The organism is Spirillospora sp. NPDC048823, assembly GCF_043198445.1.
Taxonomy (GTDB): Bacteria; Actinomycetota; Actinomycetes; order Streptosporangiales; family Streptosporangiaceae; genus Spirillospora.
This window is the reverse complement of the sequence record NZ_JBICUT010000002.1, coordinates 185098-207029: the sequence shown is the minus strand read 5'-3', so window position 1 is coordinate 207029 and position 21932 is coordinate 185098. Positions and strand designations below refer to the sequence as shown.

15 protein-coding genes and 2 pseudogenes are annotated in these 21932 nt (G+C 71.6%); 11 read left to right on the top strand and 6 right to left on the bottom strand.

What is annotated here, in order from left to right; translation table 11 throughout:
- Positions 1 to 2: 2 nt before the first annotated feature.
- Positions 3 to 1205 carry an MFS transporter gene (locus ACGFK0_RS04575; protein WP_392900061.1) on the bottom strand — a complete coding sequence of 401 codons (1203 nt, stop codon included), beginning with the start codon at positions 1203 to 1205 and terminating at the stop codon, positions 3 to 5.
- 136 nt (positions 1206 to 1341) lie between these two features.
- Between ACGFK0_RS04575 and ACGFK0_RS04570 the strand changes: the two genes are divergently transcribed.
- The 4 genes from ACGFK0_RS04570 to ACGFK0_RS04555 all read left to right on the top strand — a co-directional run bounded on the left by ACGFK0_RS04570 (position 1342) and on the right by ACGFK0_RS04555 (position 6070).
- Complete coding sequence (locus ACGFK0_RS04570; RefSeq protein ID WP_392900058.1) at positions 1342 to 2436, top strand: LacI family DNA-binding transcriptional regulator; 1095 nt, start codon at positions 1342 to 1344, stop codon at positions 2434 to 2436.
- 22 nt (positions 2437 to 2458) lie between these two features.
- Complete coding sequence (locus tag ACGFK0_RS04565) at positions 2459 to 3547, top strand: magnesium transporter CorA family protein (protein WP_392900053.1); 1089 nt, start codon at positions 2459 to 2461, stop codon at positions 3545 to 3547.
- A gap of 107 nt (positions 3548 to 3654) precedes the next feature.
- A complete protein-coding gene (gene bla / locus ACGFK0_RS04560; protein ID WP_392900050.1) occupies positions 3655 to 4638 on the top strand; it encodes a class A beta-lactamase in 984 nt (327 codons plus the stop codon).
- A 7-nt stretch (positions 4639 to 4645) separates the two neighbouring features.
- The gene (locus ACGFK0_RS04555; protein WP_392900046.1) at positions 4646 to 6070 is read left to right on the top strand and encodes an MFS transporter; all 1425 of its coding nucleotides are present in this window, start codon (positions 4646 to 4648) and stop codon (positions 6068 to 6070) included.
- Here ACGFK0_RS04555 and ACGFK0_RS04550 read toward each other — a convergent pair.
- Entirely contained in the window at positions 5997 to 7646 is a 1650-nt protein-coding gene (locus ACGFK0_RS04550; protein WP_392900043.1) for a penicillin-binding transpeptidase domain-containing protein, read from the bottom strand. The two genes, ACGFK0_RS04555 and ACGFK0_RS04550, sit on opposite strands and share 74 nt — an antisense overlap.
- A gap of 135 nt (positions 7647 to 7781) precedes the next feature.
- Between ACGFK0_RS04550 and ACGFK0_RS04545 the strand changes: the two genes are divergently transcribed.
- The 3 genes from ACGFK0_RS04545 to ACGFK0_RS04535 all read left to right on the top strand — a co-directional run bounded on the left by ACGFK0_RS04545 (position 7782) and on the right by ACGFK0_RS04535 (position 13117).
- On the top strand, positions 7782 to 8825 hold the full coding sequence (locus ACGFK0_RS04545; protein ID WP_392900040.1) for a LysR substrate-binding domain-containing protein: 1044 nt from the start codon (positions 7782 to 7784) through the stop codon (positions 8823 to 8825).
- Between the two features lie 104 nt (positions 8826 to 8929).
- Positions 8930 to 9847: a serine hydrolase gene (locus ACGFK0_RS04540; protein WP_392900037.1), complete on the top strand. Its 918-nt coding sequence runs from the start codon at positions 8930 to 8932 to the stop codon at positions 9845 to 9847.
- A 198-nt stretch (positions 9848 to 10045) separates the two neighbouring features.
- Positions 10046 to 13117 (top strand): AAA family ATPase, encoded by a 3072-nt coding sequence (locus tag ACGFK0_RS04535; protein ID WP_392900034.1) that lies wholly within the window; start codon positions 10046 to 10048, stop codon positions 13115 to 13117.
- 23 nt (positions 13118 to 13140) lie between these two features.
- Here ACGFK0_RS04535 and ACGFK0_RS04530 read toward each other — a convergent pair whose 3' ends face one another.
- Positions 13141 to 14427 (bottom strand): amidase, encoded by a 1287-nt coding sequence (locus tag ACGFK0_RS04530; RefSeq protein WP_392900031.1) that lies wholly within the window; start codon positions 14425 to 14427, stop codon positions 13141 to 13143.
- 667 nt (positions 14428 to 15094) lie between these two features.
- On the opposite strand from ACGFK0_RS04530, the gene ACGFK0_RS04525 reads away from it, so the two are divergent.
- Both ACGFK0_RS04525 and ACGFK0_RS04520 read left to right on the top strand, forming a co-directional pair.
- A complete protein-coding gene (locus ACGFK0_RS04525; RefSeq protein WP_392900028.1) occupies positions 15095 to 17482 on the top strand; it encodes a phosphoketolase in 2388 nt (795 codons plus the stop codon).
- A gap of 74 nt (positions 17483 to 17556) precedes the next feature.
- Entirely contained in the window at positions 17557 to 18624 is a 1068-nt protein-coding gene (locus tag ACGFK0_RS04520; RefSeq protein WP_392900025.1) for an acetate/propionate family kinase, read from the top strand.
- A 127-nt stretch (positions 18625 to 18751) separates the two neighbouring features.
- Here the strand turns inward: ACGFK0_RS04520 and ACGFK0_RS04515 are convergent, their stop codons facing one another.
- Complete coding sequence (locus ACGFK0_RS04515; RefSeq protein ID WP_392900022.1) at positions 18752 to 19045, bottom strand: hypothetical protein; 294 nt, start codon at positions 19043 to 19045, stop codon at positions 18752 to 18754.
- 32 nt (positions 19046 to 19077) lie between these two features.
- Positions 19078 to 19473, bottom strand: a complete 396-nt coding sequence (locus ACGFK0_RS04510) for an ATP-binding protein (protein WP_392900019.1) — start codon at positions 19471 to 19473, stop codon at positions 19078 to 19080.
- Between the two features lie 162 nt (positions 19474 to 19635).
- Here ACGFK0_RS04510 and ACGFK0_RS04505 point away from each other — a divergent pair.
- Positions 19636 to 20492, top strand: a pseudogene (locus ACGFK0_RS04505) (helix-turn-helix domain-containing protein).
- Complete coding sequence (locus ACGFK0_RS04500) at positions 20483 to 20668, top strand: DUF397 domain-containing protein (protein ID WP_392900016.1); 186 nt, start codon at positions 20483 to 20485, stop codon at positions 20666 to 20668. Before ACGFK0_RS04505 ends, ACGFK0_RS04500 begins: the two are co-directional and overlap by 10 nt.
- Before the next feature lie 349 nt (positions 20669 to 21017).
- Here ACGFK0_RS04500 and ACGFK0_RS04495 read toward each other — a convergent pair.
- Positions 21018 to 21853, bottom strand: a pseudogene (locus tag ACGFK0_RS04495) (transposase family protein).
- Positions 21854 to 21932: the final 79 nt, after the last annotated feature.

Genomic DNA, 21932 nt, shown 5'->3' with positions numbered 1-21932 from the left:
GTTCAGGCCGGGGCTTCGGCGGTGAGGGCGGGCGCGGTTCGGGGACGGAGCGTCCGGGCGCCGAGAAGGCAGAGCACCAGGGCGAGGACACCGCCGACGCCGGCCCCGGCGAACGCGCCCGGGACGCCGGCGGCGTCCTGCCCGACGCCGGAGACGAAGGAGCCGAGGGAACCGCCCGCGCCGATCGCCGCGACGACCCACGCGAACGCCTCGGTGACGGTCCCGCTCGGCGCGAGCCGGTCGACGAGCGCGAAGCTGCACGCCAGCACGGGCGCGAGGGAGACGCCGCTGACGAACGCGAGCACCGACATGACCGGCAGGCCGGGCGCGAGGACGAGCGGGACGTACCCGGCGGCGAGCGCGGCGAGCAGCCACGCCAGCCGCCGGTGCGGCTCACCCGCCCATGGCCGGGCACCGTAGACGAGTCCTCCCGCCAGCGCACCGCCCGCCATGCAGGCCAGCAGCAGCCCGGACGCCAGGTCGCGGCCGTACCGTTCGGCGTAGGCGACGACGGCGACGGCGTAGACGCCGAGCGCGATGCCGGCGCAGGCGAGCGACAACAGCAGGATCCGCAGCCCCGGGGAGCGCAGCGGCCCGGCCCAGTCGGCGGCGCGCGGCTGCCCCCGCCATCTGCGGGACGGCCCGGACAGCGTGACGACCAGCGTCCCGGCGATGCCGAGTGCGCCGGTGAGCAGCAGCGCCGTCTCGGTGTTCACGACGGCCGCGGCGACGACGAGCAGGGGGCCGACGGTGAAGAGGATCTCCTGGGCGGCGGCGTCCAGCGCGTACGCGGCGTCGACCTGTTCCTGGCCGTCCAGGACGTCCGGCCACAGGGCGCGGAGCCCGGCCTCCAGCGGCGGGGTGGCGAACCCGGCGATGACCGCCGCGGTGACGGCGGCCGGCAGCGGTTCGGCGCCGACGGCGGCGAGGAGTCCGAAGCCGGCGGCGGCGGTGCAGGCGGCCGGCAGCAGGACGCGCGGCTGGCCGAGCCGGTCCATGGCGCGGCCGAGGACGGGCTGCCCCGCGGCCGTCGCGAGCCCGAAGATCGCGGCGAGGGTTCCGGCGAGAGGGTATCCGCCGCCGTCCGCGCGGATGTGCAGCACGACGGCGAGCATCCCCATGCCGTTGGGGAGCCGGCCGAGCAGGGTGCCGCCGAGCAGCCTTCCCGCATACGGCCTCCGCAGGAAGACGACATAGCCGCGCATCGATGGCTCCCCGGAGATTGAGTCATACGTATTACTCGCAAGGTCATACGTACCACTTCGGAGGTGTTCGGCTCTAGTCTGAATTGGTCCCGATCAAGTCCGCGTTGGTCCCGGAACACTCCACAGGGAGGCGCAGGTGCCCTTAGTCGGCCGCCCCACCAGCAAGGACGTGGCTCAGGAGGCCGGGGTCTCGCAGTCCACGGTCTCGCTCGTGCTCGGCGGCAAGTGGCGGGGCCGGGTCTCCCCCGCCACCGCGCGCAGCGTGCGCGGCGCGGCCGAGCGCCTCGGCTACCGGCCCAACCAGGCGGCCCGGAACCTGCGGCTCGGCACCACCCGGACCGTCCTGCTGATGGTCCCGACCCTGACCGCGCCGTTCTTCGGCCCCGTCTACACGGGCGCGGCGAGGGTCGCGGCACGGCACGGGTTCGGCGTCGTCGTCTCGACGTGGCCGGACGACGCGGCCGGGCCGGCCGACGGCCCGTTCGCGGCGCCGGACGAGGCGATCGACGGGATCCTCGCGTCCTCGATGGCCGTGGAGGCGCTCGGCGAGTTCCGGGAGACGCCCGCGGTGATGCTCGACAGCGGCCCGGCCCCCCGCGCCGGCGGCTCCATTCCCACGGCAGGCGCCCCCACGGCAGGCGCCCGCGCGGCCGGCGCTTCCACGGCCGCGATCCCCACGGTCGACTTCGGCGTCGCCGACGGGATGCGCGCGATCGCCGATCACCTCGCCGGCCTCGGCCACCGCCGGATCGGGCATGTGGCCGCCGCCGTCGACCAGTGGACGTTCCACGCCCGCGCCGCCGCCCTCGCCGCCGCCGTCGCCGCACTGCCCGGCGGCCGCCTGACCCGGTCCACGTGCGCGATCGACGTCGCCTCGTCCAAGGAGGCCGCCGGGCGGCTGCTGGACGGCCCCGGCCGGCCGACCGCGCTCGTCTGCGACGACGACCTGATCGCCGCAGGCGCCTACAAGGCGGCGCGGGCGCGCGGGCTGGACGTCCCGTCCGACCTGTCGGTCACCGGGTTCGACGACGTGCTGCTCGCGATCGCGCTGGAACCCGAGCTGACCACCGTCCGGCTCCCCGCGGAGGAGCTGGGCGCGCAGGGCATGACGGCTCTGCTCGACCTCCTCGCCGGCGGACGCCCGGGTCCCCGCGTCCTTCCCGGCGAGCTGATCGTCCGCGATTCCACGGCGGCCCCGGCGACCGGGCGCCCGTCGTCCTCGCGGACCTGAGGAGGACGGGTATAAGGGGCACATGGAAAGCCCACCGTCCGAAACCGGGCCACCGTCCGAAACCGGGCAGCCGTCCAGAACCGGGCAGCCGTCCGAAACCGATGTCGAGGGGCATCCGGAGAACCGCATCGGCACGGCGGCGCCCCGGACCCGGGCCTGGCGCAGCGGCAAGATCGAGGCCGAGGGCTTCCCCGTCCACCGGATCCGCGAGTATCTGCGGCGGCCGGACGTCGTCGTGTGGCTCGACGTGTGCGGGCCGCGCCAGGAGGACCTGCACGTCGTCGGCGACGAACTGGGGCTCGACCCCGTCGCGGTGGAGGACGCGGTGTCCCGTCACGAGCGGGCGAAGCTCGACCGCTACGAGGGGTACTCGTTCCTCAACATGTACGTCCCGCTGGTGGACGACGCCGAGCTCACGATGCACGAACTGTCGGCCTTCCTCGCCGAGCGGGCGCTGGTCACGGTGCGGCAGGACGGCGGCTTCGACGTCGACGCGCTCATCCGCCGCTGGGACGAGAGCCCCGGCGGCGAACTCGGCGAAACCGGCGCCGCGTTCCTGCTGTACGGGATGCTCGACCTGGTCGTGGACATGCAATTGGAGGCCGTCGAGGCCCTCGACGACGAGGCCGCCGTGGTGGAGGAACTGGTCTTCGGCGAGACGTTCCCGGTCAAGGAGATCCAGCACCGCAGCTACCGGCTGCGCAAGAATCTGGCCACGCTGCGGCGGGTCGCGCTGCCCATGCGGGAGGTCGTGGACACGCTGCTCCGGCGCGACCTGCGGCTCGTCGCACCGTCGCTCGTGCCCTACTTCCAGGACGTCCACGACCACACGCTGCGCGTCGCGGAGTGGACGGACGGGCTGCGCGACCTCGTCGCGGACCTGATCGAGACGCGGCTGGCCCTGCAGAGCAACCGGATGAACGAGGTGATGAAGAAGGTCACGAGCTGGGCGGCGATCATCGCGGTGCCGACCGCCGTCACCGGTTTCTACGGGCAGAACATCCCCTACCCGGGTGAGGGGGAGTATTCCGGTGTCGTGGCCAGCACCCTCATCATCGTCATCTGCAGCGTCGGCCTCTATGTGATCTTCAAGCTCCGCGACTGGCTGTGATACCGCCCATATCCACAGGTCACCGTGGATTTATATGTCAACGCATATCGGTGTTTCTCCAATATCAATATTGGACATCGCCGTCGCGGCTCTGGTCTGCTCGCTGCATGCGAACGAGATCAACCCGCCTAGGAACCGTCCTCGGGGCCACCGGCCTGACGCTCTCCCTCCTCCTCTCCGCCGCCGGATGCGGCGGCGGAGAGGAGACCGGGACCGCGACCGCGACACCGCAGAGCGCCACCGCTCCCCTGCCCGTGGTGCCGGACCGTCCGGCCTCGTCCCAGGGAACGGTCAACACGCAACTCCGCGCACTTGAGAAGACCCGTCAGGTGCGGATCGGAGCGTATGCGATCGACACCGGCAGCGATCGTGCCGTCGGCTATCGTGCCAACGAGCGTTTCCCCTTCCTGTCCACGTTCAAGGCCGTGGTGTGCGGCGCGGTCCTGCAGAAGGCCCGCCGCTCCGATCCCGGCCTGATGGACCGCGTCATCCGCTACAAGGAAACCGACCTTGTCGACTACTCCCCCGTCACCGAGAAGCACGTGAAGACCGGCATGACCGTCGCCGAACTGTGCCACGCGGCGATCACCGTCAGCGACAACACCGCCGGGAACCTGGTGCTGAAGCAGATCGGCGGTCCCGCGGCGCACACCGCGTTCTTCCGCTCGCTCGGCGACCGGCTCAGCCGGCATGACCGCTGGGAGACCGCGCTCAACGACTGGAAGCCGGGCGAGCGACGCGACACGCTCGTGCCGCGCACCTGGGCCCGCAGCCTCCGGGCGCTCACCGTCGGGGACGCGCTGGCGCCCGCCGACCGGGACCGCCTGACCGGCTGGATGAAGGCCTCCGAGACGGGCGCCGACCGCATCCGCGCCGGGCTGCCGGACGGCTGGACGGCCGGCAACAAGACCGGCACGGGCGGCACCTACGGCACCGCGAACGACGTCGCGATCGCCTGGCCCCCGTCCGGCGGAGCACCGCTGATCATCGTGGTGACGACCAACCGGCGGACGCCGGACGGCGCCGCCGACGGCGCGGCCATCGCCAAGGCCACCGCCATCCTGGTCCGCGCCCTCCGGCCGGCCGGCTAGAGGCACGATGGTCCCGGGCCGCACCACCGCCTCCGCGCGTCCCCTCCCGGCCCGGGACCCGTCCCCCGGCGGCCCGGAGACCCCCGGCCCGGAGACCCCCGGCACGGAGACCCCCGGCACGGAGACCCCCGGCACGGAGATCTCCGGCACGGGGACCTCTGGCGGGCGATCCGCCGACCGCCGGACCATCCTGGTGATCGCCGCCATCCAGGTCGCCATCGGCCTCGGCTTCTACGCCGTGTTCGGCCACGTCGTCGCCCATATGCGCGACGGCGTCGGCCTGGCCGCCGGGACGATCGGCCTGGTGCTCGGAACCCGGCTCCTCATCCAGTACACGCTGCTGCTGCCGGTCGGTGCGCTGACGGACGCTCTGGGCGCGCCCCGGGCCGGGACGCTCGCATGCGTCGTCCGCGCCGGCGGATTCGGGCTGCTGGGCACGGCGGACGGCATCGCCGGGCTGGTCTCCGCCGCGGTCCTGCTCGGCGTCGGCGGCGCCCTCTACCATCCGGCCGCCCAGTCGCTGGTCGCGGGACTCTCACCCGCACGCCGGCCGGGCGGCTACGCGACCTATCTGATCAGCGGGCACATCTCCGCGGTGATCGGCCCGCCCGCCGGGCTGGTGCTGCTGGCCGGCGGAGGCTTCCCCGTTCTCGCGGCGGCCGCGGCGGCCGCCTGGGGCGTCGCCGCCGCCCTCTTCCTGCTGCTGCCTCCGGCCCCGCGCGCGCCCGGCGCCTCGGCGCCCCGGACGCTGACGCGGAGCCTCGGCGAGGTGGGCCGGGACCGCCGGTTCCTCCGGTTCGCCGTGGCCGTCGCCCCCTCCACCCTGCTCGCGAGCACGACCACGACCGTCGTCCCGCTGAAGGGCTTCGACTCCGGCTGGGCGACCGTGTTCTTCTGCGTGGCCGCCGCCGTGATCGCCGCCGTCCAGCCCTGGTGCGCCACCGGCGGGCGGGCCGGCCGGCCCCGTGTCCTGCGGGCCGGGCTGCTCCTGTCGGGCACCGGGTACCTGGCACTCGTCCCGCTGGACGGATCCCAACTCACCGGTGGCGGGGACGCCGCGCAGGTCGCGGGGCTGCTGGCCGCGGCCGTCCTCAGCGGGCTGGGGGCGGGCCTCCTGCAGCCGTCGATCTTCCAGGTCGTCGCCCGGCACGCGCCGCCCGGACGGGTCGGCGCGTATCTCGGGACGTCGTCGTTCCTCGCCGGGATGATGGCCTTCGCCGGCGGCCTGGCCGTCGGCGCGCTCTTCGACGCGGGGCCCGCCGGCGCGGCCACCGCGCTCACCGGGCTGGGCGTCCTCGCGCTACTGTCCGCCGTCCGCCTGAGCCGGACCGCAGACGGTGCCGTGACCCCGTCCCCGGTCAGAGGGCCTTCAGGAACTTCGCGGCGATGGGCGCGGCGGCTTCGGCGCCGGTGCCGCCGCCCTCGACGATGACGGCGAAGGCGACGTCCTCGCGGTAGCCGATGAACCAGGCGTGGGTCGGCGGTTCCTCGCCCGACCCGTACTCGGCCGTCCCCGTCTTGCCCGCCGTCCCGGACGGGAAGCCGACGCCGGACGCGGTCCCCTCGCTGACCACGGCGGGCATCAGGGCGTGCAGGGCCTTCTCGACCGCCGGCTCCAGCTTCTTCGGCGGCACGGGCTTGCGGCCGCCGGCGTCGGCGGCCTGCGAGGCGACCGCCGCGTCCACGATGCGGGGCGAACGCCAGGTGCCGTCGGCCGCCGCCGCGGCGACGCTCGCCATGTTGAGCGGGCTGGTCAGCACCTTGCCCTGGCCGAAGGACGCGGACGCGAACGCGGTGTCGTCCTTGTTGCCGGGGAACGCGGCGCGCACCGCCGGGAGCCCGGCGATGATCGGGACGTTGAAGCCGAACTGGCCCGCGACCTCCGCGAGCCGCTTCTCCCCGAGCTTGTCCACGGCGAGCCGCGCGAACGTGGTGTTGCACGAGTGCGCGAACGCCTCACGGAACGGGATCGTCCCGAAGTCCTCATGGTGGTAGTTGTGGAACGAGCGGCCGCCGACCGTGGTCGTGGCCGGGCAGGCGACCTTCGTTCCCACGCCCACACCGTCCGCGACGAGGGCGGCGGCGGTGACGACCTTGAACGTGGAGCCGGGCGGGTACTGGCCCATCAGGGCGCGGTTGTACCCGCCGGGCTTGTTCGCCACGGCGAGGATCTCGCCGGTGGACGGACGCAGCGCCACCATGGAGGCGGGCTCGCTCGCCTCGCCGAGGGCTTTGCCGGCGGCGGCCTGCACCTTCGGGTCGATCGTCGTCTTCAGGGGCTCGCCGTCGGCGCCGCCGAAACGCTGCAGGGTCTTCACCGCGTTGTCTTCGGCGTCGACGATCTGCACGCCGAGAGCGGGCGTTCCGGCGAGGCGGCGCTCGTACTGCTGGTGCAGGCCGCCGGTGCCGACCGCGTCGCCCTCGCGGTAGGGCGCGCCGAGCTTCTTCGCGGCCTCGGGGGACGCGACCCCGAGCTGCCCGGCGAGCTGGCGGGCAGACCCGGACGGTGAGGTGCTCAGCACGCTGCCGTCCGCCGCGAGGACGGCGGCGCGGTCGGGCCAGTCGCGGGCCACGCGCAGCCGCTGCCCTTCCTTGAGCCCGGGATGCAGGAGTTGCGGCGACCACCGGACGAGCCACTCTCCGTCCCGCTCGACGAGCGGCAGAGCCCCGTCGTACTTGAAGGTCCGGTCACCGGCGAGCGTCAGTTCGGCCGAGTAGGACCCGCCCGCCCTGCCGTCGTCCGGATCTCCCACCGAGGCGACGGTGTAGCGCTGGCGGACGACGCCCAGGTCGTCCCGCATGCCGGAGACACGCTTGTCGAAGTCGGCGGGCGCGCCGTCGGTCAGGGCCTTCATCGCGGCGAGGTCGCCGCCGCTCCAGGCCGCGAGGTAGCGCTCCGCCGTGTCCCTCGGGTCGTCCCCCCGGCGCACGAACCACACCGCCCCCGCCCCCACGATCACGACCACCACCGTGACCGCCGCCGCGACGATCACACGGGATCGGTGCATATCGAACTCCCTTCCCTTGACAGGCCCCACCCATGGTCGGGCACGGTCGGGACACAAGAACACCAGCCACACCCCGGAATGTCCAAGATTGATATCGGTGTCACAGAGATACGTTGATTGATATCGTCGCTGGTCGTGAACGTCGTGGGGCATCTGCGGTGCTTCGTCGTCGTGGCCGAGGAACTGCATTTCGGCCGCGCGGCGGAGCGTATCGGCATGGCGCAGCCGCCGCTGAGCCAGCGGATCCAGCGGCTGGAGCACGAACTCGGCGTGCGGCTGTTCGACCGGTCCAGCCGGAAAGTGGAGCTGACCGCGCCGGGAAGGCTGCTGCTGGACGAGGCCCGTGACATCCTCACCCGCGTGGAACGCATCTACTCCGTCGCCGAGCGCGCCCGGCTCGGCGAGGTCGGCACGGTCCGGGCGGGCCTGCCGAGCGACCTCGGCGGGCCGATCGTCGCGGCGCTCATCGCCGCGTTCCGGGACCGCCGCCCGGACCTGCGGCTCGACCTCCGGGAGACGGGGACGGCCGAGCAGGTCCGCGCGCTCGCGGACGGCGCGCTGGACGCCGGAATCGTGCGGCACCCGTGCGACTCCCGAGACCTGGAACTCGGCCCGATGCTCTCCCAGCCACTCGGCGTCCTGCTGCCCACGGCCCCTCTCCCCACCGACCCTCCACCCACAGCCCCTCTCCCCTCTTCCCCTGGTCCCTCTTCCCCTGGCCCCGCCGGTGCTCCCGGCCCACTCGGCGCGGCCCCCGAGGTGCATCTCGCCGACCTCGGCGGACGTGACCTCGTGGTGTCCCCGCGTGAGGAGTCCCCCGGCGCCCACGACGAACTGCTGGCGGCCTGCCGCAGGCACGGCTTCGCGCCCGCCGCCGTCCACGAGGCGCGGCACCCGCAGTTCGCGCTGGGACTCGTCCTCGCGGGGACGGCCGTGGCCCTCGTTCCCCGCGTCGACGACACGGCGGGCGTGACGTGGCGTCCGCTGGTGGGCGAGCCGCTGGCGTGGCGGACGTCGTGCGTGTGGCGGCGGGCCGCCGACCCCGAGCACGCCCGCGCGATCGCCGACTTCACCGCCGTCGCGACCGCCGTCCTGCGCAGTGAGGCCGGAATGACTCCGCTGGACGGCACGCCGGCCCGCCGCGTCGTCCCGCGGCCGTCGTCGGGGTTCCTGGCATGAGCGAAGCGAACCGGGGGGCGTGGGGGGTCGCCCCCTCACAGGAGACAGGCATGAGCGAAGCGAACCGGGGGGCGTGGGGGGTCGCCCCCTCACAGGAAACAAGCATGAGCGAAGCGAACCGGGGGGCGTGGGACGTCCGGGAGGACGTGGCGGAGCGCATCGAGGCGGAGTTCCGTTCCGCCGGCGTGACCGGTTTCCTGCACGTCACGGACATGGACACCGGACGTGAGGTCGCGGTCCGCGCCGATGACCCCGTCGTGCTGGCCTCGGTGTTCAAGGTGCCGCTGCTCGTCGCGTTCCACCGGCAGGCCGCCGACGGGCTCCTCGACCCGGCCGAGCCGGTCACGCTGCGCTCGCGGGACCGCACGGAAGGCCCGACCGGGATATCGGCGATGCTGGACGACGTCCGCATGTCCCTGCGCGACCTGACCCTCCTGATGATCACGGTGAGCGACAACGCGGCCGCCGACGTCGTCCTCGACCGGGTCGGCCGGGACGCGGTCAACGCGACGGCCGCCGCGCTCGGGCTCCGCGACACCGTCGTCGAGGTCAGTGGGCGTGAACTGCACGAAACCCTGCTGGCGGACGCCGGGGCCGCCACCTTCGCGGACGTGTGGACCCGGCTGGACGAGCCCGGCGTGGCGGCGCGGCTGCGTGCCCTCGACCCGCTGCGCACGAGCCGCAGCACGCCCCGCGACATGACCCGGCTGCTGTCGATGATCTGGCGGGACGAGGCCGCGCCGCCCGACGGATGCGCGGCGATGCGGCGGCTTTTCGGGCTCCAGGTCTGGCCGCACCGCCTGTCGTCCGGGTTCCCCTACGACGACGTGGTCGTGAGCGGCAAGACCGGGACGTTGCCGACCCTCCGCAACGAGGTCGGCGCCGTCGAGTACCCGGACGGTGGCCGGTACGCCGTGGCGGTGTTCACCCGGTCGCTGCTGCCCATCGCCGTCCTGCCGCAGGCGGACGCCGTCATCGGCACCGCCGCCCGCATGGCCGTGGAGTCGCTCCGCCGCCCCTGAGCCGCCTCCGCCGCGCCCCCGAGCCGCCTCCGCCGTGGCCCTGAACCGGCTTCGCCGCGCCCCTCAAGCGGCTCCGCCGCGCCAGTGAGCACATTGCGATCGGTCCAATACCGTCGGATCCGCATGACCGCTAAGCCAGCACTCCCTCGGTAAACATAAGCTATACCCCGGCTTGGACCAGACTTGGGGAGAATTTCGTTGCGGCTGCCGGATCATCTGGAGCTACTGCTCACCGACGAGCCGGTGCTCGACGTCTACTCGCACGGTCCATGGCGCGTCCCGGACGGGCTGTTCGAGGAGATCTCGGCGCGGATCGACGGCCTGGCGGCCGACCCGCGGGCCGCGGAGCTGACGACCGACGAGCACAAGCGGCTCACGCTGCCGGCGCCCCTGGTCACCGCTGAGATCTTCGGCATCCTGGCGTTCTTGCCCGGCGGCGGCGCGATCAAGGCGGGCTCGTGGTCGCAGCTGCCCGAGCGGCTGCTGTACCGGCACCTGCTCAACCCGGGGCCGCTCAGCACCCGGATGACCCGCTGGGACGCGCCGGGCGGCCGGTGGCGTCCGCCGGTGGACTGGCTGGACGAGGCCCCCGACCGGGAACTCGCGATCGACCTGGCGCGCGACTGCCTGTCCGTCCTGGAGGGCATCGAGCCGCTGGAGGAACGGCGCAAGGCGCTGCTTCGGCTGTACGACGACGCGCCCGTGTGCGACGTGAACCTGCCGAAGATGGAGCTGCGGGAGCATTGGCACGCGCACGCCGGCGACGACATCGTCGCGGCGCTGCCCGAACTGCTCGGCCCGGTCGGCTACCTGGAATGGGTGTGCGCGGGGCTGCTCGCGTCCTACGAGAAACTGACGGAGGCGGCGCCGCGCGATGAGAGCGTGGAGGTCCACCTGATCCAGCTGCTCCTGCAGGGCAGCATGGAGCACGTCCCGGCGGAACTGTCCGCGGCGCTGGGCGAGGACCGCTACCACGAGCTGCAGCAGCGCTTCGCCGTCGAGCGCCGCGGGTTCAAAGCGGGCGCCTGGCAGGAGCGGACGCGGGCGTGGCTCGTCCGGGCGATGGTCGCGGGCGCCGCCGACGCCTGCCGCGGCTGGCTCGACATGGCGATGCGGTTCTGCGCGATCGTCCAGGGCCTGCCCGGCGACCCGGGGTTCCCGAGGGCCGAATGCATCCCCGTCGGCCAGTTCCAGACGGACCTGCGGCGCCTGTACGCGCCGCGTCGCCGCGTCGTCAACCCGCTCACGGAGACGCTGAAGAGCGTCCCGGAACCGGCCGGGGACGCCGCCGTGCGGCAGGGCGGGCGGGCCGCCGCGCGGGCGGAGATCGCGACGTCGCTGGTCGAGCAGCCCGAGGTGGTCGAGGCGCTGGACGAGCTGACCCGCGGCAACGAGCCCGTCCGGCTGCTGCTCACCGGGCCCGACGGCACCGGCAAGCGCGACGCCGCCCAGGAACTCGGCAGGGCCCTGGCGCTCGGCCGCGACCCGCACTGGGTCACCGACAACCTGTTCACGGGCCAGCGGCTGTCGGACGCCGTCGCCAAGCTTCACGTCGACGCCCGCGACTGCGCCGGCGACCGGCTCCTCATCATCGAGGGCCTCGACGGCATCGTCACCGACCCCGGCAAGGGGGAGGCCATCGCCGCCGAACTGTACCGGCTGCTGGCCGTCCACCCCGACCTGCACCTGGTGGCGCTGTGCGACACCGACGGCGAGGAACGGATCCGCGACATCAATCCCGTCCTGCCGCAGCGGTTCCGGATCGCGCGGACCCGGCCCTTCACGGCGCAGGGCCACGCCGAGCTGTTCCGCCGCGCCCTGAACGCCCGCGGCGCCCGCGGCACCCGGCAGGCGGTCGAGGCGGCGGGCGAGCTGCTGGCCGCGACGCCCCCGATGCAGACGCTCCGCAACGCCCGCCTCGCCCCCCACCTCGCCGACCAGGTCGTCGCCACGGCCAGGGCACGCATGACGCCGGACGCGGACTCGGCGGACGCGGCGAACACCGCGACACCGGACGCCGCGACATCGAAGGCGACGTCACCGACAGCCGCGACACCAAGAGCCGCGTCACTAACGGCAGCGACTCCAAAAGCCGGGTCACCAAAAGCCGGGTCACCAAAAGCAGCGTCACCAAGAGCAGCGGTGCCGGACGCCGCATCGCCCAATGCCGCGACACCTGAAGCAGCGTCCTCGGAAGCGGTGACGCTAGAAGCGGCGGCCCCGGCAGGCAGGCTGGTCATCCGCAAACAGGACATCCCGGAGACGCTGGACACCTCGCTGGCGACCGGCAACCCGCTCGCCGAGCTGCGCGACCTCACCGGGCTGGAGGCCGTCAAGCACGAGATCGCACTGCTCGTCGCCGGAACGCATGCGGCGAGGCTGCGCAGCGAGTCCGGGCTGACGATCACCCCGCCGACCCGGCACATGGTGTTCACCGGCAACCCCGGCACCGGCAAGACGATGGTGGCCCGGCTGCTCGGACGCATCTACAAGAGGCTCGGGGTGCTGTCGTCCGGGCATCTCGTCGAGGCGTCCCGCGCCCACCTCGTCGGCGAGTACATCGGGCAGACCGCGCCGCGCACCCGCAGGCTGGTGGAACGCGCGATCGGCGGCGTCCTGTTCATCGACGAGGCGTACACGCTCACCCAGTCGCCGCTGAAGGGCGACTACGGGCATGAGGCGATCGCCGAGCTGGTGAAGCTGATGGAGGACCACCGCGACGACCTCGTGGTGATCGTGGCCGGGTACGAGCAGGAGATGGCGGAGTTCCTGGTCGCCAACCCGGGCCTGGACTCCCGCTTCCCCAAGCAGATCCACTTCCCCGACTACACCGACGACGAGCTGATCACAGTGTTCGGGCAGCTCGCCGCCGCGGACGGTTTCCGGCTCGCCCCCGGCACCGAGGACCTCCTGCTGACGATGCTGCGACGCGCACCGCGAGGCCCGTCGTTCGGCAACGGCCGCCTGATGCGCAACATGCTGGACGTGGCCGTCGCGAACCAGGCCGACCGCGTGGCGTCCGCCGCCGTCAAGGACGGCAGCGCAAAGGACGGCAGCGCTAAGAACGGCGGCGCGAAGGTCCACGGTGCGAAAGGCCACGGTGCGAAGGGCGGCGAGGACGGGCGGGGCGCCAAGGGCCGCAAGCCCGCAGGTTCTCCCAAGAAGGCCCCCGTCAAGGCCCCCACCAAGAAGGAACTGATCACGCTCACGGCCGACGACCTGCCCCCGCTCCTGGAACATCCCGAGGAGTTCTTCGGTCTGTACCTCTGACTCTGAGCGGATATGACGCGGCCTCAGTGTGCGAGGCGGGCGGCGGCGTCGAAGAGGAGGGTTTCGGCGCCCGGACGCGTGATGAGTTGCGCGCCGACCGGCAGGCCGTGGACCGTTCCGGCGGGGATGCTCAGCGCCGGCAGTCCCAGCACGTTCCACGGGCACGTGAGGCTCACCAGCGTCGGCACGTGCGGGCCGAGCGGCCCCTCCGTCTCGCCGATCTTCGGGGCGGTGATCGGGAGGGTGGGCATCGCCAGGTAGTCGTAGCGGTCCAGCAGCGCGGCGACCTCCCGGGCGATCCGTTCCCGTTCGCGGACGGCGCGGAGGTACTGCCAGCCAGGCGTGCGGCCCGCGTTCTTCAGGCGCTCAAGCGTCGGCGCCTGGTACAGGCCGGGCGCCTCCGCGACGCGCTCGGCGTGCACGTCGTACGCCTCGCCGTCCTGGATGGCGCGGAAGACCTGCCGTATCCCGAGGAGGTCGATCCGCTCGGACGGCGCGTCCGGGAACAGCGCCCGGACGGTCCGCTCCACGTCCGGGTCGATCGCCGACGGTTCGATCCACGCGACGCGCCCATGCGGTGCGCTCTCGTCGACCGGCGACGGGACGGCCTCCGCGGGGCCGGTCAGCGCGTGGTAGGCGATGCGGCAGTCGGCCGCGGACCCGGCGAGGACTCCGACATGGTCGAACGACACCGACAGCGGGAACACGCCCTGCGTGGGGATGGCGTCGTACGGCGGCTTGAAGCCGGCGATGCCGCAGAACGCGGCGGGGATCCGCACCGAGCCGCCCGTGTCCGTGCCGAGCGCGAGCGGGACCATACCGGCGGCGACGGCGACGGCGCTGCCGCTGCTGGAGCCGCCCGACATCCGTTCCCGGTCGTGCGGGTTGCGGACCGGCCCGTTCACCGACACGTCGCCGGTGCCGCCGTACGCGAACTCGTGCGTGCCGGTCTTGCCGACGATCACGGCACCGGCGTCCCGCAGCATGGTCACGCAGGCCGCGTCGGTCTCGGCCACATGCCCGTCGAAGTGCGCCGAGCCCATCCCCGTCGGGAGGCCGGCGACGTCGATGAGGTCCTTCACCGCGACGGGGACGCCGTGCAGCGGCCCCCGGTCGACGCCGGCCGCGAGTTCCTCGTCCGCCCATCTGGCGGCGGCCTCGGCGCCCTCGGGGTCGAGGGTGACGAAGGCGTTCAGGTCCGGGTCGACCGATTTCAGGGCCCGCGCCAGCAGCCCGGTCGCCGACTCGTCGCCCGCACGCAGGTCGCGGCCGATGTCCGCGAGCGTCCGCCCCGTGAAGAACCCGCCCATGTAGCCTCCCGTCCGTCCAGCCTTCCGGTCTGCGTAGCATGACAGACCGGCGGCGGTGCGGGCCGACCCGCTCGTCGCTCTCCGTCGTCCGCCGGTCTCCGAGTGTCGGCTCCTCGTCGCGGAAACACGACCGCCGATCGACCGCCCACCCGGACACGTGAACCTACGCGCGAGTAGGCGGCAGGCTTCAACGCACCCAATGGAGACGCTCCCACCGGTTCGCTGGGGGGCGGGGCGGAGACCGCGCCTGCTTCCGGACGCGGCCGCCGCCCCTGTAACCGGTGACGTCCACATCCAGGTGGGGGGACAAGGCCACGGCGGCACGCACACGCCGCCGTGGCCTTGCTGTGTCTCGTGGCGACGGATCGCGGCGGATCGCGGCGGTGGGTCGTGGCGGTGGGGCGCGGCCGGGGGACGTGGTGCTGGGCCGTGGCGGTGGGGCGCGGTCGGGGGGACGTGGTGCTGGGTCGTGGCGGTGGGCCGTGGCGGTGGGGCGCGGTCGGGGGGACGTTCGGCCCTAGGGGCGCGATCCCTTTGGTGATGGGCTTTCGGTGATGGTTGAGGAGGCCGATCCAGGGGACGTGATGCTGCCAGGACGGTACCGACATACCGGGCCAGGCACCGGCCCCGGCACCGGCCCCGGCACCGAAGGGACAAGGGACGCGCCATGACCGAGTCCGTCGCCATGACCGACGACGAAGTACGCCGGATCGACGCCTACTGGAGGGCGGCCAACTACCTGTCCGTCGGGCAGATCTACCTGCTGGACAACCCGCTGCTCCGCGAGCCGCTCGAACGCCGGCACATCAAGCCGCGCCTGCTCGGGCACTGGGGCACCTCCCCTGGCCTGAACTTCTGCTACGCGCACCTCAGCCGGGCCATCAAGGCGCGCGACCTCGACATGATCTACATCATGGGCCCGGGGCACGGCGGCCCGGCGGCCGTCGCGAACGCATGGCTTGAGGGCACCTACAGCGAGGTGTATCCGGACGTGTCGCTGGACGAGGAGGGCATGCGCCGCCTGTTCCGGCAGTTCTCGTTCCCCGGGGGCATCCCCAGCCATGTGGCGCCGGAGACGCCGGGCTCCATCCACGAGGGCGGCGAGCTGGGGTATTCGCTGGCCCACGCCTACGGGGCGGCATTCGACAACCCTGATCTGGTCGTCGCGTGCATCGTCGGGGACGGTGAGGCGGAGACCGGGCCGCTGGCGGCGAGCTGGCACTCCAACAAGTTCCTCGACCCGGTGAAGGACGGCGCCGTCCTGCCGATCCTGCACCTGAACGGGTACAAGATCGCGAACCCGTCGGTGCTCGCGCGGATCCCCGAGGAAGAACTCGTCCAGTTGTTCGACGGCTACGGATACCAGCCGTTCCTGGTGAGCGGCGACGAGCCCGCGTCCATGCACCGCAAGATGGCCGCCGCGCTCGACCAGGCGCTCACCGAGATCGGCGACATCCAGCGCGGCGCCCGTGAGGGGCGGACCTCCGGGCGGCGGCGCTGGCCCATGATCATCCTGCGGTCCCCGAAGGGCTGGACGGGCCCGAAGGAGGTCGACGGGCAACCGGTCGAGAACACGTGGCGCTCCCACCAGGTCCCGCTCGCCGGAGTGCGCGACGACCCCGCGCACCTCGCGCAGTTGGAGGAATGGCTGCGCTCGTACGGCCCGGAAGAACTGTTCGACGACGAAGGACGTCCCGTCGCGGAGCTCCTGGCGTCGGCGCCCGCGGGGGAACGCCGCATGAGCGCCAGCCCGCACGCCAACGGCGGGGTGGTGCTGAAGCCGCTGCGGCTGCCCGGCTTCCGTGACTACGCGGTGCCGGTCGACAAGCCCGGCACGACGTCCACCGAGCCCACCCGGACTTTCGGGACGTTCCTGCGCGACGTCGTGAAGGCCAACCCGTCCAACTTCCGCATCATGGGCGCCGACGAGACCGCGTCCAACCGGCTCGGGGACGTCTTCGAGGCGACCGACCGCGTCTTCCAGGGCGAACGGCTCCCGACCGACGAGCACCAGGGGCCGTCCGGCCAGGTCATGGAGGTGCTGAGCGAGCACCTGTGCCAAGGCTGGCTGGAGGGCTACCTCCTCACTGGACGGCACGGGCTGTTCAACAGCTACGAGGCATTCATCCACATCGTGGACGCGATGTTCAACCAGCACGCCAAATGGCTGAACGTCACCCGCCATCTGCCGTGGCGGCGTCCGATAGCGTCGCTGAACTACCTGCTGTCGTCGCACGTGTGGCGGCAGGACCACAACGGCTTCACCCACCAGGACCCCGGCTTCCTCGACATCGTCATGAACAAGAAGCCGGAGATCGTCCGGGTGTACCTGCCGCCGGACGCGAACACGCTGCTGTCGGTCGGCGACCACTGCCTGCGGTCCCGCGACTACGTCAACGTGGTCGTCGCGGGCAAGCAGCCCGCCCTGAACTGGCTGCCGATGGACGAGGCGATCGCGCACTGCACCCGCGGCATCGGCATCTGGGAGTGGGCGTCGCATTCTCCGCCGCGGCCGGCCAGCACCGCCGAAGAGGGCACCGAGCCCGACGTGGTGCTCGCCTGCGCGGGCGACATCCCGACGCTGGAGACGCTCGCCGCCACCGACCTGCTGCGGCAACTGTTCCCCGATCTGCGCGTCCGGGTCGTGAACGTCGTGGACCTCATGCGGCTCCAGCCGTCCAGCGAGCATCCGCACGGGATGCCGGACCGCGACTACGACGCGCTGTTCACCACCGACAAGCCCGTCATCTTCGCGTTCCACGGCTACCCGTACCTCATCCACCGGCTCACCTACCGGCGCGCCGGGCACCACAATCTGCACGTCCGCGGCTACAAGGAGGAAGGCACGACGACCACGCCGTTCGACATGGTCATGCTGAACGACCTGGACCGCTTCCACCTGGTCATGGACGTCATCGACCGCGTCCCCTCACTCGGCGGACGCGTCGCCCACATCAGGCAGCAGATGGCCGACCGGCGTATCGCGGCGCGCTCCTACACGCGGGAACACGGCGAAGACGCACCAGAGATCCGCGACTGGACCTGGCCCTACTGATGGCCGCCGAACCAAGGCCAACCGAACCAAAGGCAACCGAACCAAAGGCAACCGAACCAAGGACGTCCGAACCGATGCGGGTCCTCACGGTCAATCCCGGGTCGAGCAGCCTGAAGGTGAGCCTGCTCGACCTCGACGGCACCGTCCTCGCCGTGGAGTCGGGCACCGGCCACGAGATGGCCCCGATGGTCACGGACATGCCGAAGCCCGACGCGATCGGCGTGCGGTTCGTCCACGGCGGCACCGAGTTCACCGAACCCGTGCTCATCGACGCCAAGGTCACCGAACGGCTGCACGACCTCGCCGACCTGGCCCCACTGCACCAGCCGGCGTCGCTGCACGCACTGTCGGAGATCACCAGTGCGCTGCCCGGCATCCCCGCCGTCGCGTGCTTCGACACCGCCTTCCACGCCACCCTGCCGGACGCCGCCGCCACCTACGCGCTCCCGGAAGAATGGCGACGGCGGTTCGGGCTGCGGCGGTTCGGCTTCCACGGGCTGTCGTTCTCCTACGCCGTCCGCCGCACCGGCGAACTTCTCGGCACGACCCCGCCCCGGATGGTCATCTGCCACCTCGGCTCAGGCGCGTCCCTCTGCGCCGTCGCCGAAGGCCGCTCCGTCGACACCACCATGGGCTTCACTCCACTGGAAGGGCTCGTCATGGCGTCCCGGGCGGGCAGCATCGATCCGGGCATCCCGCTGTGGCTGATCAAACACGGGCTCTCCGCGCAGGACGTCAACTCCGCTCTCGACCGCGACTCGGGGCTACGCGGCCTCACCGGCACCGGCGACATGCGCCGCATCCGCGAACTGGCCGGCGAACGCGACGTGAACGCCCTCGCCGCCCTGGACGTCTACCACCACCGCCTCCGCGCCTGCGCCGCCGCCATGACCGCGTCCCTCGGCGGCCTCGACGCGCTCGTGTTCACCGGCGGCGTCGGCGAACACGACCCGTCCGTCCGCATGCGCCTGGCCGAGGACCTCGCCTTCCTCGGCGTCTCCGTCGACCCCGACCGCAACACGGAAGCGGACGGCGACGCCGACATCACCTCCGACGACGCCTCCGTCCGCACCCTGGTCGTCGCCGCCCGCGAAGACCTCGAAATAGCCGTCGGCACCCGCCGAGCGCTCGTCGGCGTATAAGCGCTCGCCGGTAGATGAGCGCACTGTCGTCGGCTACCCCGTAGGTCATCCGATTGCGTGAGTCACCTGGTTCCGTCAGCTATCCGATCGTGCAGCCATCCGATCGTGCAGCCATCCGATCGTGCAACTATCTGAAAGCGTCAGGCATCCGATCCCGCAGAACATCGCTCAGGATGTTCGCCACTGGAATGACCGCCTTACACGGGTACTCGATCAACCGCGACGTCTGGAAAACCCACTGTCCGCCGGTGTTCGTGGCCGCGATGCTCAATGCGGACTCCTCGTTCCCGTCCGCGTAGACGAACAAAACCGGCGGCGACTCCACATACAGTTTGAGCCGCGCCCAGCCGCGCGCCTGCATCTCCCCGGCCAGAGCGTCCAGATGTCGTTCCGCGATGCGATGCCGATAGCGGACGCGCACCCACCAAACCCCGAGCCGACTCCGTGGGACCCTCACTCGCCCAGCCGCGCCCACGTCACCTTCCCGCCGCCGGCCAGCGTCCGAACACCCCAGGCCTGAACGAGCAGCGACATCATCAGCAGCCCTCGCCCGGACTCAGCCAGGTCGCCCTCTGCGCCGCCCTCCACACCACCTTCTGCGCCGCCCTCCGTGTGGACGAGTGGGAGGCCATCGGAGCGGTCCTCCACCTCCACCACCGGATGGCCGTTCTCCAGAAGAAGACGTACGGGAATGAACTCCGTGTCGGTGTGCCTGTGGACGTTCGTGACCAATTCAGTGACGACCGTACGTCCGATGTAGTCGTCCCCAAGCCCCCACTCCTGGAACACACCTGCAAGCCATCTACGAGCCATCTCCGGCGCGCGCGCGGAAGATTTGAGCGAGATCACCCCTATCTTCGTGGCGAGTTTGAATCGATCACGGAAAACGACCTCCAGAACCGATGTTGTTCGCGAAATCCGGTGGCCAAATCATCTCCCTCATGTCACTCTGTGCACTGGAATTTGCACGAAGAGTGCACATGGACTGCCCTTCCGCGGCAGCCGCCACACATGGCCGGTCATCACCGGCCGTCCACGATCAAGGGAGACGGAGCAATGGGACAACGTCCGAACGATCTACGACCCTGGGAGTCACCCAACGCGCTGTTCGGCTCCGAACTGCGGCGTTACCGGGAAGCCGCGGGCCTGAGCATCGCCGGCCTGTGCGACCTGATCCAGGACGGTGCGCCGTACTCGAAGAGCACGATCGGCTCCGTGGAACGCGGGGAGTCACGCCCCGACCGGCTCCTCGCCGTCCACGCCGACCGCGTTCTCGACACCCGCGAGGCGCTGACCCACATGTGGGACGGCCTGTTCAAGGGCGCCAACGCCGTCCCGGCATGGTTCGCCGACTGGGCGATGCAGGAACCGAAGTTCGACGCCATCCGCAGTTACGAACCGCTGGTCGTCCCCGGTCTTCTCCAGACCCCCGCCTACGTCGCCCACCTGCTCGACAACAACGAACCCGCCGTCGAGGCCCGCCTGGCACGGCAGGAGTCCTGGCCAGTGACACGGCACCACACCTGATGTACGTGCTGGACGAGAGCGTGCTCCTCCGCGACGCGGGCAACCCCGACGTGATGCGCGACCAACTCCAGCACCTGCTGACGGTCTCCTGCCGTCGTATCCGCATCCAGATCGCCCCGCTCCGCCTGCACGAGGGCATCGGCGGAGCCTTCGCCATCGGAACGCTCCCGGATGGAGGCGAGGTAGGGTACAAAGACAACGCAATCAGCGGCGACACGACCACCGATCGCCTCGAAATCAAACGGCTCACCGGGCTGTTCGCGTCAATTCAGTCCGCCGCGTACCCCGTGGACCAGTCCCTCGAACTGATAGCAAAGGTGGCGAAGGAGAAATGGACCTGAGCATCGCCACATGGCGCAAGGCAAGCCGTAGCTCCAATAACGGCGGCAACTGCGTCGAACTCGCACGCGTCAGCGACACCGTCGCCATACGCGACAGCAAGGACCCCCGCGGACCCCAGCTCCTCCTCACCCCCCACGACTTCAGGCAACTGACCCAGAGCCTGAAGAACGCCTGATCCAGAACAGCGCCTGCCGCTTCAATCTCGAGTGCTGGCCCGGGAGCTCGTAGCTCGTAGCTCGAAGTTCGTGAATCGGCGTTGTGCGGTGGGGGCGGCGCTGCGTACGGGGCCGCCCCTCCAAAGTCAAGGGCGCCTTCGGCGTCGCTTCGCGATGGGACTCCGTCCCACCCTTGACTTCGGAGCCTCTGCGGCCCCTGAGTGCAGCTTTCGTCGGGCAGGCTCCGCCTGCCCTCTGCCCGACGCACCGCCCCCACCGCCGGCCAAGAAGCTTCACCGTCACCCCTTTAAAGGGCACCAGCTATTTTGAATCCGTTCTGATGGGATGAGACGGCACATTGAGGTGATCTCACCGAGTTTCGGGTAGGTGGCGGTGCTCGAAATGGGTGAGGACGAGTGCGGCGCGGGTGATGTCGCCGATTCTGCTGGGGCTGGTGGTGATGTGCTGGAGGATGCGCCAGCGGCCTTTGAGCAGGGCGAATCCGCGTTCGCCGAGGCAGCGCAGGCCGCGCTGGAGCTGGTTGTAGGTGCGGTTGCCGGTGCTGAGGGTCTGGCCGTCGGCGGGGTTCTTGATGGGCGTGAGGACGCCGATTCCGGCGCCTTCGTAGCCGCCGTCGGCCAGGGTGGGGAGTCCCTGAGCCGCAGCGGCGTACAAGGCGCCCAGGACGTGCGCGCGGGCTGCTGTCAGGTCGTGGACCGAGCCGGGTTCGACATCGGAGACCCACAGCGGGAGCCCGGTCGGGGACGAGAGGGCCTGGATGTTGCCGGCGTGCTGATGGGCCTTGCCGGAGTACCACAGATCGATCTGTTCGCCCTTGATGCTGATGGTCTGCTCGGCGCACCGGTCGGTCGGCAGCAGCGTCCCGTCCGTGATCAGGTAAGCGTGGCCGTCGCTGCGGGCGCGATCCAGCGCCTCGTGGAGACCCGGAGCCTGAGCTGCAAGGACGGCGATCCCCTCGTCGATGTAGCGGTACGCGGTGGCCCGCGACACCTTGTGGTCGCGGCCGAGTTTGGGGATGTCGCGCTCACCGCGGAACCAGCGCAGCACCATGACCGCCTGCCGGAAGCAGGTCAGCGCCCGACTGCCTTCGGCGTTCCGCGCAGCCTGCGCTCCTGCCACAGCAGCCGCCCGAGGTACTGAGCGAGTTCACGAGAGACGTCGAGCGTGGCACGATGGGGGATCACGTGGAGCCTTCCGGGCGAACAAGGTCTTGTGGTGATTCCTTCTTCTACCGGGGCTCCACGTCCCGTTTCACCGCCCGGC